The organism is Nostoc sp. C96 (genome assembly GCF_059384975.1).
In genome coordinates, this window is sequence record NZ_CM182020.1 from 2389361 (window position 1) to 2405172 (window position 15812).

Genomic DNA, 15812 nt, shown 5'->3' on the forward strand with positions numbered 1-15812 from the left:
AGGAAACTCCACAGCCCAACTCTCAATTTTCCATAATAACTAACTATAGAAAAAATCAAAGTCTTTCAAAGAAATAATTCTGGCTTTGTTTAAACGGTAATGATAAGCCAATTTTCTTTGCAGAAGATCCCATTGTGTCCTTTGAGATTTACGATCAGAAGCATCTAGATGTCTTCTGACTGAATTAATCTTACCTAACCAGGTGGGATTATATACTTTTAATCCGGCTTTAGCTGCTGCCATACCAATAGCATTACCTTCACCAGAATGAATTCCATGTATTTCTAAATAACGCGCTATAAAATCCCAATATTTGATAAATTCTTCAGATTTTTTGCTATCTGCGGTAACGGCAAATAAAGATTCTCCAACATAGCTAACATTCTCTAAAGATAAATCTAGCTTGTCTGCTATTTTCTGAAGATATATCAACCTTTCTGGGTTATATTTCTGTGCGTGTTCTACGATATTTTCTATATGTCCTGCTGCCAAACCTTCTAAATAGGGGATTTCTGGTGATATATCAGCAATAATTTTTGTATCTGCATCAATTTGGATAGCGGTGGGAAACTTTTTTAAAGCTGCTTGAATTACAAATCGCTTATCATGATAACAATGCAAGATGCCTTTTTGGTGTAACTTAAAAGCAAAGACATTAGAATAGTTTTGGAATTCTTCAGGTTGGTCTGTGCCAATTACTAATGTAGTTCCTGGAGAGTATTTGTCCAGAGTTTCGGCCAGTTCTTTTGCTAAGATACGATATTTAGCTCTAAAAGCAAGGATACAAAAGCAGAAATCTTGACTTAAGTAATTAGACATATACTAAAGTAGTAACAAAAGTTAGCTTGAGCAAGATACTTGGGTGTATTTGGTAGAGCTTCCTGCTGGATAAAGCAACTTTATTAAATGCTTTTAGGTTTACCATGAATTCACTTATTTTATTAGGCTTTTAAATATCCGCATATCAGTAATTATATTGAAATTTATCATAACTCTATCTAGATATTTCTGAAGTTTATGTAAAAAAACTGCCCCGTTAACTAAATAATCGTAGTTACAGTGAGCAGTTACTTGAATGATTTTACTAGTTATGTAGTTTTATTTTGTCTAAGACAAAGAATCTAAATCAAGGGCTTGCATTCCTTTATCTTTGGCAAAACTCAACATACTACTTAACTGCAACCATAACAGCAAGCAAGTTAATAACCCAAGTGGTAAACCAACTCCCAAGGCGAGTAAGGTAGGAAAGCCAAAGATTGCTAAACCGGAATAAAGAAAGAGAATAATGCCAAAAGTTATGCCTAAAAATGGCACTAATAACTGTCTAGAGTAAAAATTAGATTCGGCTTTTTCTGCGCTATCTTTGCGCCATTTCTGTACAATTACTTTGAGTGTTCCTGTTAAACCAAAGCCAGAAGTTATAGCTATAAATAACCCAACAGCTAGGAGCAAATAAGGTGGTTGTTCGGGAAAATAGTACATGTAAACTCCAAAATATATTAAAAGGGAGAAAATTTTTTGTAATAATGTGCTAGTCAAAAAATAGGAGGTAAAAGTACCTCCTGATCTAAGACTGCAATTTGAACTTTCAACGCATTACACCTGATGCAGAATTTCCCAGATTAGCCAAGGCTGTAGCTTTTGGTAAAATGGCGGCTACACCTTCTCTAGAAAACTCTGTTAACAAGCCGATCGCTACATCTAATAAACGATTAGGCTTAATATCATCTTTGACTAAATCCCATAGACGTTGCACTTCTTCGGTATGCAGGCGGTCATCTTCTGTCAGGGCTAAGACTAATTGTCGCCGCAGAAATTTACCTTCTTCTGATAACAAGAATTGCAGTCCCATCTGGGCTGTGGGTAATACGTCAAAGTTACCATCAGTACGGGCGATCGTAATCAAATTTTCCAACCTCTGCCACTGAAATTTCCCATCTTTAAACAAGACGTTCAGCAACCGTCGCCGTAATTCAGGAGATTCGCCAGTGAGTAAGCGTCGGGCAACATAAGGATAACCAACCTCTACAATTTTAAAATTCCGGTTGAGGCTGAGGGCAATCCCTTCTTGTGTGACCAACGAACGAATAATTAAGGCAAACTTGGCAGGAACTCGGAAAGGATATTCGTACATCAATTCCGAAAATTCATCGGTAATTGTTTTGAAGTTAAAATCTCCGACATTCTTACCAATAGCATCTCCCAATACAGCTTCTAATGCCGGTACAATGGGGCAAATATTCGTGTCGGCAGTCAGAAAACCTAAATTGACAAAATCTGTGGCTAAGTCCAGATAGTCTTTGTTAACCAAATGTACTAAAGCATCAACTAAATTTTCTTTGCTGTTTTCTTCTAACTGATCCATCATGCCAAAGTCGATGTAAGCCATACGACCATCGGGCATAGCAAATAAATTACCAGGATGGGGGTCAGCGTGGAAGAAACCGAACTCTAGCAGTTGGCGCAAACCAGAGGTGACAGCAATTTGGATAATAGCTTCAGGATCTAACCCAGCAGCGCGGATACTTTTTGTATCTGTTAGCTTCAAGCCGTTAATCCATTCCAGGGTTAAAACCCTATTGCTGGTGTAACGCCAGTAAATCGCCGGGACTTTCACCTGGGGGTCGTTACGGAAATTATTGGCAAATTTTTCGGCGTTGCGACCTTCGTTGATGTAGTCAATTTCTTCAAATAATTTAGTACCGAACTCGTCCACAATTAAGGTCAAGTCGTGGCCAAGATTTAGGGGTAGCCAAGGTGCCAGCCAAGCCGCAGCCCACCGCATTAAATAAAGGTCTAAGGTGAGAATTGGTCGTAAGTTTGGGCGCTGTACCTTCACCGCTACTTCTTCACCACTGAGCAAACGACCACGGTAAACTTGACCTAAACTAGCCGCAGCTACCGGTGATGGAGATAATTCGCTGTAAACAGCCGATATCGCACAGTCGAGTTCTTTTTCGATAATTGCGTAAGCGATCGCATTATCGAAGGCTGGTAGTTGGTCTTGTAGTTTGACCAACTCTTCTAAGAAATCTTTGCGGATTAGGTCAGGCCGGGTAGAGAGGGCTTGACCAACTTTAATAAAGGTGGGGCCTAGGCTAGTGAGTAGTTGTCGCAACTGGGTAGCTCGTTTTCCCCGATTCTGCTCTACTTGATTTTGCCATTCATCCCACTTTAGACTCAAAATGAATCCAGCAAAAGACCAGATTATTCTCAGCAAGCGTCCCCATGCTAACCAGGGGCGGTAACGATAGTGACGAGCGATCGCTTCTGGATTGTAGCGCTTTAGCTGAGCAGGTTGATACTGACCCACGCTTTTGTTTGCCTCTTCAACTGGGAAATCTACACTGTTGTTTTTTGGCATCCCAAATTACAAGCTAATTGCTTGTTGAGGATAACCTTAGTTTTTTATAAAAAACTATTAAACTTTACCTTTTATCGGGTACTCACTCGGCGATAAAAGCCTACCGTGCTTACCTAACTTTTTTATCTTTTTCTTAATTATACTTTATAAAAGTACAAAAAATCCCCGCAAATGGGGCGAAAACAAACTGTCAATAATTAAAGAATTGTTAAGAAAAGGCTTTTTACTAATCATTCTAGCTGGCGAGAAACCAAGCTCTCAATATTCAAAAGGTGCGTGAATGAAATGTCACGCACCCTACAGGTATAACTAACCTTTAACCCCCAGCCTCTAGCCTCTACTTAGACTTGGCCTCCAAATTTTCTAAACGACTTTTGAGTTCTTGGTTTTGTTGTTTAAGTTGGTCGAGTTCTTCGCGCAATTGACGCAGGGCAGTTTCTGAGCCGATATGCTTTTGGACATTGGCAATTTCTTCGTCAGCATAGCGGCGTACCCGTCCATCTGGGGTTTGTTCAGCAAGCGATCGCAAAACCCCAATCGCTTTTGGTGTTTCCATCTGTCCCAAGGCTGCAACCACCGCCATTTGAGTTAAAAAGAAAGTTTCTTTGGCGATTTCGGCTAATCTGTCTAAAATCCGTTCTAGATTCACTGGTGTTTGACCGACAGAAATTTTACCTAAAGCCCGGATAGCTGCTAAACGTAATGCCTGCGGAACTCCAGGTTTGGTATATTCCAGCAACAAATTTACAGCTGCTTCGGAAGTTTTGAGTTCGGCTAAACCGCCAACTGCGCCACTACGCACTACTTCATTCCACCCTGCTTTTTCTTCTAAAACCGACTTCAGCAGCTTGATGACTTTTTCTTCTTTAGGCTTGTCATCGAGATTGGCAGATGAGATCGCTCCAATTGCACGGGCGGCAGCGGCTTCTACATAATAACTGCGATCGCCTTCCTGCACTATTTCTTTCACAGCTTTATAACTGTCATGGGTTTTAATGGTCGCCAATGCAGTAACTACAGCACGGCGCACATAAGGATTTTTATCTTTTAATCCTGTCACTAACCCATCAAAAGCTTGATCTAATTTGACTTCTGCTAGTTGTTTCGCCACTTCTACCCGCACACCCCAAAAAGGATCGTTTTTCAATGAGGTTGATAAGGCTTTAGTCGCTTCCAAACCGCCTTTGTTCGCTAAAGCCGCAGCTGCATAAATGCGGGAAAGGGGGTCAGGATCAAATTCTAACTGTGCTTTTAACTCTGGAAGGGGATATTCCAAAGTTACAGTTTTCAAGAAATGATTCCCGACATCAAAGCTAATAAAATCAGGCTTGGCTGAGAGTGGAAAGTAGAAGCTTTGTTCAGGTTCGTTTACCCGGACTGTAAAAGTTGTCAGCTTTGCTGCTTCTCCCTTTTGGGTAAAGCCGAAACCGATGGGGATTTTTAGGTCAAATAAATTTTTACTGCTTTTTTTATCAGCTTGGGTTTGGGTAACTGTGACCTTGGCTAAATTTGCATCGCCATCCCAAGCGTAAGCCACTTTAAAATCAGGATGACCACCACGATAAACGTATTGGTCGAATAAAAAAGCTAAATTTCGTCCTGTAGCTTTGTCAATGGCGCGGAGTAAGTCTACTGTTTCCACAGTTTTATGGGCATTATCTTGGACAAATGTTTGAATAGCGTGCCAAAATAATTCGTCTCCCAATTCTGTCCGAATCATGTGATAAACACAAGACCCTTTTTCGTAGATGTGACGGTCATATAGTTCAATGGCTTCGCGGTAAACATGCGTTACCATTGGGCGGCGGTAGCGGCTACTATCTTCGCTTAAGTAACTCCGCGCCTCTAATAAACGATAATATGCTGCTTCTGCGGCACTGTATTCATGTTCTGTCCACATGACTTCGGAGTAAGAAGCCATACCTTCTTTGATCCAAGCATGAGACCAATGCTTAATCACCAGCAAATCACCAAACCACTGATGCGCTAGTTCGTGAACAACTAAACTTTCGGTGTTACGGTTATCTAAAGCGGCGCGTTCATCTAAAAGACAACGGTCTGTTAATAAGGTGGTGGAAGTATTTTCCATCCCGCCAAAAATGAAGTCATCAACGCAAACTTGAGCATATTTGGGAAAAGCGTAAGCATAACCATACTTTTCACTCAAAAATTCAATCATACGGGGAGTTTTACCCATGCTGCGTTTAGCATCGGCTTCCCTGCCTTTTTCGACGTAGTAGGTGACAGGTTTACCTTTCCATTCATCTCGAATTTCGGCAAAGTCACCCACAGCTAGAGTCATTAAATAAGTAGGATGAACTTGCTGTTGTGACCAATGATAAATTTTTTCTGCACCTTCCTCAGCGGTATCAATTAATTCACCGTTGGAAATGGCTACTAATGCTTTAGGAACCCGCACCCGAATTTCTGATGTTGAGAGTTGTCCGGGATAGTCAAAACAGGGAAACCAGAAACGTGAGTCTTCGTCTTCCCCTTGAGTCCAGACTTGGGTGGGTTTGTGGGGATAGTGCTTGTCTGGTTGGATAAAATAGATACCGCGTTGGGGTTTTTCGGCTGAATAGGCGATCGCAATCAAAATTCTTTTACCCAGTTCTGTGGGTTGGTCAAGTTTGATCGAAAGCTGTTCGCCGTCATAGTCAAACTTTTGCGCCACCTCATCTACTTGCACAGACTGAATATTTAAATTCACTGCATCCAGTATCAAACGGTCAATCCCAGAGCGAATCGGTAATAGGCGAATACTACAACTACCGCGATAACTTTGCTTGGGTATATCTAAGTGCAAGTCGAGAAAAATATGCTCTACCTGTCCAGGGCGATCTGGATTATAGTGTGGTCTGGCTCCTGGTAACTCAAAAGATTTGTGTCCGTTATTATCTGTATCAAAATAGGAATGTGTCATTGATGCTGACTGACCTTGTAATCCTAAAAAATCTAGGTAAGTTTACGAGAATAATGCTATCGGTGATGTTTGCTCATCTAAACAGCGGATAGAAAATATGCGATCGTTGCAATTGTTGGAGACATCCTCATGAATCTTCTGTGGGGATATGCTTGATGATTTTTCCTTGAGTACAAATACTCGGCAAATTTCCTTATTAGCTTAGGATAGCCTGCCTCTTTACCACAAGCTATCTCTCAAGATGAATAACCTAGCATTTACGGATTTGCCTCTCATTTCTTTGAAGTATTTTTTTGGAGTTTTTTCCCAGATCTATGTGTAGATTCACTAATTTTATCAGTATAAACCGAATGCTTAGTGAAATTTATTCATAATTCCGCGAACTCAACAATGACGTTTTTACTAACCTCAGTAAAAATCTGAGGAAAAGAGGACAGTAACAATGCCTGAACGTAAATCGAAGTTTTTAATTCCTGCTATTGGTGCAGTTGTTGCAGTAGTAGGGGGTGTGGCAGTTTATACCTATCTTTTTAAAGGGCCTGCTGGAGATATTTCTGGTGCTTTAGGTAGTGCTAAATTAGTTCCAGCATCAGCATTGATGGCTACATATATCTCTACTGATGCACAAGCTTGGTCAAAATTGCAGCAGTTCGGTACACCAGAAGCGCAAAAGCTGCTGACAAAAAGTCTAGAAGACTTGAACAAAGATATGTTTAAAGACAGTGATATTTCTTACGAAAAAGATATCAAGCCTTGGGTTGGTGGTGTGATGTTTGCCGTATTGCCCCCCAGTACAATTAAACCGGCTCAGTTCCCAACTCCGGGGAATGCAGCCAAGCCCCCAATGAAATTACAACAAGAAACAAATATTTTAATGGTGGTAGGGATCAAAGATAAACTTACTGCTTTGAATTTTGCCAATAAATTAAAAAGCCAAAAAGGAGTGAAAAGTAAAGAATATGATTATAAAGGTGAAAAGATTACAGAAACAATAGAAAATTCAAGGCCAACATATAATGTAGTTGTAAATAATAGTTATTTGTTATTAGCTCCAGAAAAACAATCTGTAGAAAAAGCAATTGATACCTTAAAAGGGCAACCTTCCTTTGCTAATAAAGAAGGGGTTAATAGTCTTCTCAGCAAGAGTGTAAATCTGCAAAATACCCTGGCGCAAATTTATGTACCAGACTATGCTGGCATGATACAGCAATTTGCAGTAGCCAATGGACAGGGCAAAGCATTACCGCCACAAACATTGTCACAGTTGAAACAGGTAAAATCAATGGTGGCTGGTGTTGGTGTAGATGATCAGGGCGTGCGGGTAAAAGCGATCGCTAATTTAGATCCGCAACTAAGCAAATTTCAGTATCAAAACACACCAGCTAAGATATTGGCACAATTTCCCAGTGATACCTTTGCGTTGATTAATGGTAATGGTATCAGTCGCGGCTGGCAAACACTCGTAGAACAGTCAAAAGATTATCCAGAAGTTCAACAAACCCTGCAACAAGTCCGCAGTCAATTAAAATTAGCCAATATTGACTTAGATAAAGAAATTTTTGGTTGGATGGATGGGGAATTTGGCATTGGGGCGATTCCCTCTAATCAAGGCGTGTTAGCAAGTGTGGGTTTTGGTGGTGCTTTTGTGTTTGATACAAGCGATCGCAAAACCGCAGAAGCAACCTTTACTAAACTTGACGACCTAGCTAAAGCCCAAAGAATTAACATCGCCACCCGCAAAATTGGCGGTAAAGATGTCACAGAATGGCAAATACCCCAACAAGGAGCATTATTAGCTCATGGTTGGTTAGATCAAGATACCGTCTTTTTAGCACTTGGCGGCCCTGTTGCTGACGCTTTAGCAGCTGGTAAAAGCCCTTCTCTCGCTCAAAGCGATACCTTTAAAACTGTTACTAGTTCATTGCAACAACCTAACGGTGGTTACTTCTACTTAGATATGGATAAAACTGTATCTTTAGTTAATCGTTTTGCTGCCCAAGGTAGACCAATTCCACCTGAGACTACTGCCCTTTTAAATTCGATTCGTGGTTTGGCTGCAACCGCCACTAGTCCCGACAAATCTACTAGTCAACTAGAAGTGCTGTTGGCGCTCAAACCAAGTAAAAATTAAGGTGTAGGGATTGGGAAAGAGTTTTCTCGGACTCAATCCTTAATTGTTTACACTCAGCACTTTGTTAGCACTACTGTTTTACAGGAATTTGAATTCTAAACTCAGTTCCTTGGCCGGGAGTAGAGAAACAATCTAACTTGCCGTGATGCTTTTCGGTAATAATTTGATAACTAATTGCCATACCCATACCTGTACCTTTCCCCACAGGCTTAGTTGTAAAGAAGGGGTCAAAAATGCGGTTTTTTACTTGTTCTGGCATTCCTGTTCCATTATCAGCGATCGCAATTTCTATCCATTGCCCATCAATAGCTGAGGTGCGAATAGTAATTTGCGGTTTTTCTGATGTAGACTTTTGACTATTAAAAAACGACTCTTCCAAAGCATCAATTGCATTTACTAATATATTCATCAAAACTTGATTCATCTGCCCAGCAAAAGATTCTACTGGAGGTAAATTACCATAGTCTCGAATAACTTCAATTCCCGGAAAGTCTGGCTTTTCTTTCAGGCGATATTGCAAAATTAATAATGTACTTTCAATACCTTCATGAATATCAACTGTTTTAAAATCCGCTTCATCCATGCGCGAAAAGTTTCGCAACGACAGCACAATATTACGAATTCGCTCAGTTCCCATTTTCATAGAAGGCAGAATCTTATCTAAATCTGCTATCAAAAAGTCTAAATCAATTTCTTCAGCTAGTGCTTGTATTTTTTGGTCTTCATCAGGATAGCATTCTTGGTAAAGACGAAGTATTTGAACCAGACTTTGAGTGTATTCGCTCAGATGAGTAATGTTACCGTGAATAAAATTTACTGGATTATTAATTTCATGGGCAACTCCTGCAACTAATTGACCAAGACTCGACATTTTTTCATTTTGAATTACTTGTGCTTGGGTACGGGTCAATTCGCTTAATGCTGTCTTTAGTTCGACAGTACGTTCTTCCACTCGGTCTTCTAATTCTGCTTTACTTTTTTCTAAAGCAGTAAAAGATTGCCGTAATCCTTCTGCCATATAATTAAAAGATTGAGCTAGTGTATTGAGTTCTGCAATGTGTCCAATATTTACGGTTTGTTTTAAGTTACCTGATGCCATTGCTTGACTAGCACGGTTTATCCGCAAAATCGGTTGTATTACCCAGCTAGAAGTGAAATAACCGATGACTGTTGCTACAACTAATGCAGCTAAACAGAGCAAGATTGTAATTTGAGTATTGGCACTAATTTTTGCCATAAAGGCATTTTCTGGCACGCTCACTATGACCAACCAATCAAGTCCATATTGATCACGCCAAGGAGTGACATATAAAAATTGTGTTTCCTTCAGAAGTTTCAATTCTAGTTTTTTTTGTTCAGTAATTGACTGGAACCCATGAAATTTTTGTTCAATATATTTAGCAGTATTTTTAACTATTGGATCAGTACTTTCTGTAGCTTTGATTCGCTTAACTTCATCATTAACTACGAAAAAAGTTTCTTGTTTACTAGAGTTGGCAATTAACATACCATTTCGTTCTACAATAAACACCTGTCCAAAATTGCTAACATCCAAACGCCGCAAAAATTCACTTAACTTCAATAAATGGATGTCTGCACCAACCATTCCTAATAAACGCTGATTTACGTCATATATTGGACGGCCTGTTGCAGCAGTGATATAAGCACCATTAGGAGAATTCCAAGTGTAAATACGCGACCAAATCGGTTTACCCGCTTTCATTGGTTCTGTATACCAATTTTCCTTGAAGTTATTGTATTCAAAAGTATTATTGATGCGGAGGCGATCGCCTTGTTGATTGGTGGCGTAGTTGCGTCCATTGTTGGGTAGTTTAGCCGTCCAATCGTCAATTGTGACAGTTTTGCCATCGTAGCGGGCGGCTCCTAGTCCCTCACCTGTGGTCAATCCTATGCCAATGTAGGTGAGGTCATAGGCTTGCATTTGTTTCCAGAAATACTTACTAATAGTTTGGCGATCGCGTACATTCAATAATCCCATTGCGATCGCATCGGCATTAATCTGATTTACCTTGTGGGGAATAGATAAATAAGCATCCAGATGTTGTTGTACTATGGTATTAGTACGATTCATTAACTGATCTGCTAAGTCATTGACTGCTTGTCGCCCATTTTTAAATGACAGATAGCCAACTAAACCAACGGCTCCAAATATTTGCAAGGTAAAGGGAATAATCAGCACCAGCTGTAGTGGAAAAGCTTTAACTTTGCGAGAGTCAGTTATACTCATTCAATTTCTATCCTCCAATATTGGATAGATTAAAATTTATACTCCGTGAGTTAGTATTCCCATAGGTACTAGCGAACTCAACATTTATAGTAAAAATTACTTTTTATAAATTACGGATAATCTGATGTAGCGTCTTCCAGACTAATTTGGGGCGGTTATTCCCACCGGAAATTATCAACAGAATTTGTCAAAATAAAAGGTAACTTGAGGGCTAAAAAATGAAATTTTCAATCGAGGCTGTATACAATTGGTATCGTAATTTGATTCGTAACCCAAAATATCGCTGGTGGGTAATTTTAGGAACACTAGTTTATTTTGTCAGCCCTATTGATATTGTTCCTGATATTTTTCCTATCGTCGGTGAAATTGATGATGTTTTACTAATGACACTGTTAGTAACTGAGGTATCTGGGTTAGTAATTGAAGGTTGGAAAGCCCGTAAAGGTGTAGAGACAACTGTAAATACTGCTAATACAGTCAATACTTCAGATGATACTGCTGGTGCTAAAACCGTTGATGTTGATGCTGTGTCAGTTAAATAGTTTTTTTTACAAAAAATACATCACTCCTCTGTTTGGTTGTTCAAATGGAGGATATTTTTTTACATAGAAAGCTTTAGCAAATCAGCTTTATGTTAGTCAACGTTAGGAGTTAATTTCCATAAGTAGTCAGATAGAATTGATTACACAAATTTTTGTCCTGTTGTCTGTTCCTGGCTGTAAGTTACCTATTACCAGTGGCTTATTCTTGAGCTTATAAAAAATCTCACTGATGACAGAAGTTTTACTGAGTCAGATTTTCTACAATCAGGCATGGAAAAACTGACACTAGCTAACAATGCGAATACTTCTGGTAGAAGATGACACTGCCCAATTAGAACCATTACAAACAGCATTGTCTCAAGCTGGACATATTGTAGATGGTCTAGAAAACGGCGCGATCGCTCAGTGGGCAATTACCCAGCGAGACTATGATTTATTGATATTAGACTGGATGCTACCAGAAATTAGTGGCTTAGATTTATGTCGGCAATATCGCCAAGCAGGGAAAACAGCACCTGTATTGATGTTGACGGCTAAAGATACCACAGGCGAAAAAGTCACAGGCTTAGATGCTGGTGCAGATGATTATTTAGTCAAACCTACAGATTTATTTGAATTATTAGCCAGAGTGCGGGCTTTAGGTAGGCGATCGCCTGTTTGGCAAGGTGAAGAACTCCAACTGGCAGATCTAAAATTGCACATTTCCACACTGGTTGTCGAACGCGGTGAAGCCACGGTAGAGTTATCTACCCGCGAATTTCAGTTACTAGAATATTTGATGCGTCATCCATATCAAGTTTTAAGCCGCGATCAAATTGAACAAGCTTTATGGGAATGGGGTAGTGAACCAGAAAGTAACGCCACAACAGCTTTAGTGCGGCGTTTGCGCCAGCGTTTACAGTTGCTAGATGCAGCAGACTGGCTAGAAACTATTTATGGGATGGGCTATCGTCTCAATCCTGATCAGAAAAAATAACGTTTAAATTTTTTTGGTTATGTTCAACCGTAGCCGCCGTAACTTGGCTAGTTGGTTTACTCTCTCAATGGGCAGTATTCTCTTAATTTTTGCTGGGATTCTTTATTATCAAGAATCAATTCAGCAACTAGAAGTTATAGATTTAATTCTCTACAAAAAAGCGAGAGTGATTACTTCTAGTGTGCGGTATAAAGAGTATCAAGGAGAGAAACGAGTATTTCTCAAAAATTTACCAGTTTTAGGCAATAATCCGCCACCAGAAGATAGTGACATTATTTATGCTCGTTGGTATGACACCAAAGGTAATTTAAAGCGTTATTTTGGTCAGGTTCCTCACAAAAAATTAAACCCAATATTTGTATATGAGACATTAAAATTCACTAATTCTTCAGATATTACATTACCAGTTATTTGGTTAAGACAAATTACTTTACCAGTGCAGTATCAAGGTGAGTTAATTGGCTATTTGCAAATGGCAATGCCTATGACTCGTGTCCAAGAATTACTCAATAAATTTTTATTCTTATTAATATCAACGGTATTTATTGCTTTAGGAATAACCAGTTTAACAGGATGGTTTCTCAGCGGCATAGCAATGCAACCTATCCAACTGAGTTACAGACAACTTGAACGCTTTACAGCCCATGCTTCCCATGAATTACGCACTCCTTTAGCAGCAATTTTGAGTAATGCTCAAGTTGGCTTACTCGCACCAATGGAAGATAGCGCTAGTAAACATCTGCGTCTAGAAAAAGTGGCAGAAGTAGCTAAATCAATGAATACATTGATTGGAAATTTACTATTTCTGGCACGCCGCACAGGGCATTTAACTCCAGAATCTTTAAAAGAATTTGACTTGAGAGACTTACTCAAGGAAGTATTAAATTCCTCATCTGTGAAGACTGCTACTAAACATTTAAATCTCAAGAGTGATTTACCACAAATCCCAATTATGGTGCGTTTAGATGACGAGTTAATCTGTTTAGTTGTGATGAATTTGCTAAGTAACGCCTGTAAGTATACTCCGGCTGGGGGGGTGGTAGAGTTACGTTTATTTAGTAAGTACAGTCAGGCGATTATTGAAGTAGAAGATAACGGTATTGGAATTGCTACGACAGATTTACCACATATCTTTGAACAATTTTATCGAGTAGAACAACACCAAACAAATTCGGTGAATGGCTTTGGTTTGGGATTAGCGATCGCTCAACAAATTATTGAAGCACACAAAGGTCATCTGAGTGTAAAAAGCGAACTAGATAAGGGTTCTGTATTTCAAATTAAATTGCCACTTTAACAGCAAACAGGAACCAAGAAATTCAGATACCCGACTTCTTTAAGAAGTCGGGTATCTAGTTTTTCCCAAAATATGGTTGATGGCTCTATTTGTCATTTTCTCGTCACATTTATCCTGCACCATCAAAAGTAATTGATATTTTTTTCACAACATTGCTCATTACACTCAATACCGAGCAGGAGTCGATGTGAGTAGACATGAAAAGTACAAATTACTTGAAGGTTTAGCGACTACGGAAGCAGCACCCAAGCCATCACTGACACTATCAGATGCTGTGGCGTTGATTGTCGGTATTGTAATTGGTGCAGGAATTTTTGAAACTCCTGCTTTAGTAGCAACCCAAGCCGGAAGCAGTTTTGCTGTACTGCTGTTTTGGTTCATTGGTGGTTTGGTTTCTCTGGTGGGTGCATTGTGCTATGCAGAGTTAGCCACAACATATCCTGATGTGGGTGGAGTTTATTATTATCTCAAACGTGCCTTTGGACGAGAAATTGCCTTTTTATTTGCCTGGGCGCGCATGACGGTGATTCAAACTGGCTCAATTGCTTTGTTGGCATTTGTTTTTGGTGACTATGCTTCGCAAATTTGGCAGTTAGGAAACTTGTCAACTTCGATTTATGCGGCAATGGCGATCGCATTATTAACTGCGTTAAATATCATTGGCTTACAACAAGGTAAGTGGACGCAAAACTTACTCACGGCGGCAAAAGTCCTGGGTTTGTTACTAGTGGTGTTAATTGGCTTAACTATTACGCCCAATGCTCCCACGGCTGTGGAATCTCCCGCATCAGGAACCTGGGGACTAGCGATGGTGTTTGTCCTGCTGTCTTATGGTGGTTGGAATGAAGCCGCTTATATTTCCGCCGAAATTCAAAATCGCCAACGGAATATTGTGCGATCGCTGCTTTGGAGTATTGGCACAATTACTGTAATTTACTTGCTAATTAATCTGGCTTATCTGCGGGGATTGGGGTTAACAAATATGTCCAACTCCCAAGCCGTAGCCGCCGATTTAATGCGGGCGTTTTGGGGCGAACCGGGGGCTTGGTTTATCAGTTTGTTGATTGCGGTTTCCACTTTGGGCGCACTGAACGCCACTTTATTCACCGGGGCGCGGACTAATTACGCTCTTGGTCAAGATTTTGCTATTTTCGGTTTTATGGGACACTGGCGGCAACGTCCTAGCACTCCTAGTTATGCTTTATTGTTGCAAGCTGCGATCGCATTGACGTTGGTTTTGTTAGGTACGTTCACCCGCAAAGGCTTTGAAACAATGGTGGACTATACCGCACCCATATTTTGGTTTTTCTTTTTACTGTCAGGTATATCGCTACTATTGCTACGCCACCGAGAACCGCAAATTCAGCGACCATTCCGCGTCCCATTTTATCCCTTGACACCATTATTATTTTGTGCAGTTTGCGGCTACTTACTTTATTCCAGCTTGGTGTATACCGGGGTGGGCGCGGGTGTGGGGGTTTTAGTTGTAGCCGCAGGTATTCCGCTATTGCTGTGGAATCGTTACCGCCAAGGTAGAGCGTAATTCATCCCATCATTCACCTATTTTTGCTTTAGGAGTAGATTCATGTTTAAAAAAATTTTGCTTTCATTAATTACAGGTGTGAGTGTCACCACTTTAGCAATTGCCGGATGTACCGCCCAACAACAAGACTCAGCAGCAGAAGTACAACCGCCTGTTTTAACTGCTCAAACTGAAGCACCGACAACAACTCAACCTCAAGAACGCCCTGGTGATGTTCCTTATGTACCAACACCACAGCCTGTCGTTGATGCAATGTTGCAAGTAGCCAAGGTAGGTAAAAATGATATACTTTATGACCTGGGTAGTGGTGATGGGCGAATTGTTGTGACAGCCGCGCAAAAATATGGCACACGCGGCATAGGTATAGATATTAATCCCGAACGGATTCAAGAAGCTAACGCCAATGCTCAACAAGCAGGAGTAACAGACCGCGTACAGTTTCGTCAACAAGATTTATTCAAAACTGATTTAAGTGAAGCGACTGTCATTACACTGTACCTATTACCCGAAGTTAACCAAAAACTCCGCCCGGAATTATTAAAACTCAAACCGGGTACCAGAATTGTTTCCCACGCTTTTGATATGGGCGACTGGAAACCACAACAGACACTACAGGTAGATGGAAAGACTATTTACTATTGGGTAGTTCCCAAAGAAGTACCAGCTAATTTGCGATAAGTAATATTACAAGGCTGGGTCTAAGGGTATATATAGGACTAATATTTGATTTCTGAAATCTACGTAGGATGTGTTAGCGACAGCGTAACGCATCTACTGTAAAGTTCTCG

At 40.2% G+C, this 15812-nt stretch carries 11 protein-coding genes; 6 read left to right on the forward strand and 5 right to left on the reverse strand.

The window, feature by feature from the left end; translation table 11 throughout:
- Positions 1–39: 39 nt before the first annotated feature.
- The 4 genes from AC504W_RS10420 to AC504W_RS10435 form a co-directional block, all read right to left on the reverse strand.
- A complete protein-coding gene (locus AC504W_RS10420; RefSeq protein WP_494877666.1) occupies positions 40–819 on the reverse strand; it encodes a hypothetical protein in 780 nt (259 codons plus the stop codon).
- A gap of 288 nt (positions 820–1107) precedes the next feature.
- On the reverse strand, positions 1108–1482 hold the full coding sequence (locus tag AC504W_RS10425; RefSeq protein ID WP_494877667.1) for a hypothetical protein: 375 nt from the start codon (positions 1480–1482) through the stop codon (positions 1108–1110).
- A 106-nt stretch (positions 1483–1588) separates the two neighbouring features.
- Positions 1589–3313 carry an ABC1 kinase family protein gene (locus tag AC504W_RS10430; RefSeq protein WP_494878617.1) on the reverse strand — a complete coding sequence of 575 codons (1725 nt, stop codon included), beginning with the start codon at positions 3311–3313 and terminating at the stop codon, positions 1589–1591.
- 388 nt (positions 3314–3701) lie between these two features.
- Positions 3702–6287 (reverse strand): M1 family aminopeptidase, encoded by a 2586-nt coding sequence (locus AC504W_RS10435; protein ID WP_494877668.1) that lies wholly within the window; start codon positions 6285–6287, stop codon positions 3702–3704.
- Between the two features lie 442 nt (positions 6288–6729).
- Between AC504W_RS10435 and AC504W_RS10440 the strand changes: the two genes are divergently transcribed.
- A complete protein-coding gene (locus tag AC504W_RS10440; protein WP_494877669.1) occupies positions 6730–8418 on the forward strand; it encodes a DUF3352 domain-containing protein in 1689 nt (562 codons plus the stop codon).
- A gap of 70 nt (positions 8419–8488) precedes the next feature.
- Here the strand turns inward: AC504W_RS10440 and AC504W_RS10445 are convergent, their stop codons facing one another.
- Positions 8489–10666, reverse strand: coding sequence for an ATP-binding protein (locus tag AC504W_RS10445; protein ID WP_494877670.1), 2178 nt, complete (start codon positions 10664–10666; stop codon positions 8489–8491).
- Positions 10667–10884: 218 nt separating this feature from the next.
- On the opposite strand from AC504W_RS10445, the gene AC504W_RS10450 reads away from it, so the two are divergent.
- The 5 genes from AC504W_RS10450 (at position 10885) to AC504W_RS10470 (ending at position 15702) form a co-directional block, all read left to right on the forward strand.
- Positions 10885–11208, forward strand: coding sequence for a YkvA family protein (locus AC504W_RS10450; RefSeq protein ID WP_494877671.1), 324 nt, complete (start codon positions 10885–10887; stop codon positions 11206–11208).
- 295 nt (positions 11209–11503) lie between these two features.
- Positions 11504–12184: a two-component system response regulator RppA gene (gene rppA, locus AC504W_RS10455; RefSeq protein WP_494877672.1), complete on the forward strand. Its 681-nt coding sequence runs from the start codon at positions 11504–11506 to the stop codon at positions 12182–12184.
- Between the two features lie 19 nt (positions 12185–12203).
- On the forward strand, positions 12204–13481 hold the full coding sequence (locus AC504W_RS10460) for a sensor histidine kinase (RefSeq protein ID WP_494877673.1): 1278 nt from the start codon (positions 12204–12206) through the stop codon (positions 13479–13481).
- 187 nt (positions 13482–13668) lie between these two features.
- On the forward strand, positions 13669–15024 hold the full coding sequence (locus AC504W_RS10465; protein WP_494877674.1) for an APC family permease: 1356 nt from the start codon (positions 13669–13671) through the stop codon (positions 15022–15024).
- 42 nt (positions 15025–15066) lie between these two features.
- A complete protein-coding gene (locus AC504W_RS10470) occupies positions 15067–15702 on the forward strand; it encodes an SAM-dependent methyltransferase (RefSeq protein ID WP_494877675.1) in 636 nt (211 codons plus the stop codon).
- Positions 15703–15812: the final 110 nt, after the last annotated feature.

What these genes read in the sequence shown, in the direction of transcription:
- AC504W_RS10420 (WP_494877666.1), bottom strand. Translation starts at nt 819, where the DNA reads ATGTCTAATTACTTAAGTCAAGATTTCTGCTTTTGTATCCTTGCTTTT.
- AC504W_RS10425 (WP_494877667.1), bottom strand. Translation starts at nt 1,482, where the DNA reads ATGTACTATTTTCCCGAACAACCACCTTATTTGCTCCTAGCTGTTGGG.
- AC504W_RS10435 (WP_494877668.1), bottom strand. Translation starts at nt 6,287, where the DNA reads ATGACACATTCCTATTTTGATACAGATAATAACGGACACAAATCTTTT.
- AC504W_RS10440 (WP_494877669.1), top strand. Translation starts at nt 6,730, where the DNA reads ATGCCTGAACGTAAATCGAAGTTTTTAATTCCTGCTATTGGTGCAGTT.
- AC504W_RS10445 (WP_494877670.1), bottom strand. Translation starts at nt 10,666, where the DNA reads ATGAGTATAACTGACTCTCGCAAAGTTAAAGCTTTTCCACTACAGCTG.
- AC504W_RS10450 (WP_494877671.1), top strand. Translation starts at nt 10,885, where the DNA reads ATGAAATTTTCAATCGAGGCTGTATACAATTGGTATCGTAATTTGATT.
- rppA (WP_494877672.1), top strand. Translation starts at nt 11,504, where the DNA reads ATGCGAATACTTCTGGTAGAAGATGACACTGCCCAATTAGAACCATTA.
- AC504W_RS10460 (WP_494877673.1), top strand. Translation starts at nt 12,204, where the DNA reads ATGTTCAACCGTAGCCGCCGTAACTTGGCTAGTTGGTTTACTCTCTCA.
- AC504W_RS10470 (WP_494877675.1), top strand. Translation starts at nt 15,067, where the DNA reads ATGTTTAAAAAAATTTTGCTTTCATTAATTACAGGTGTGAGTGTCACC.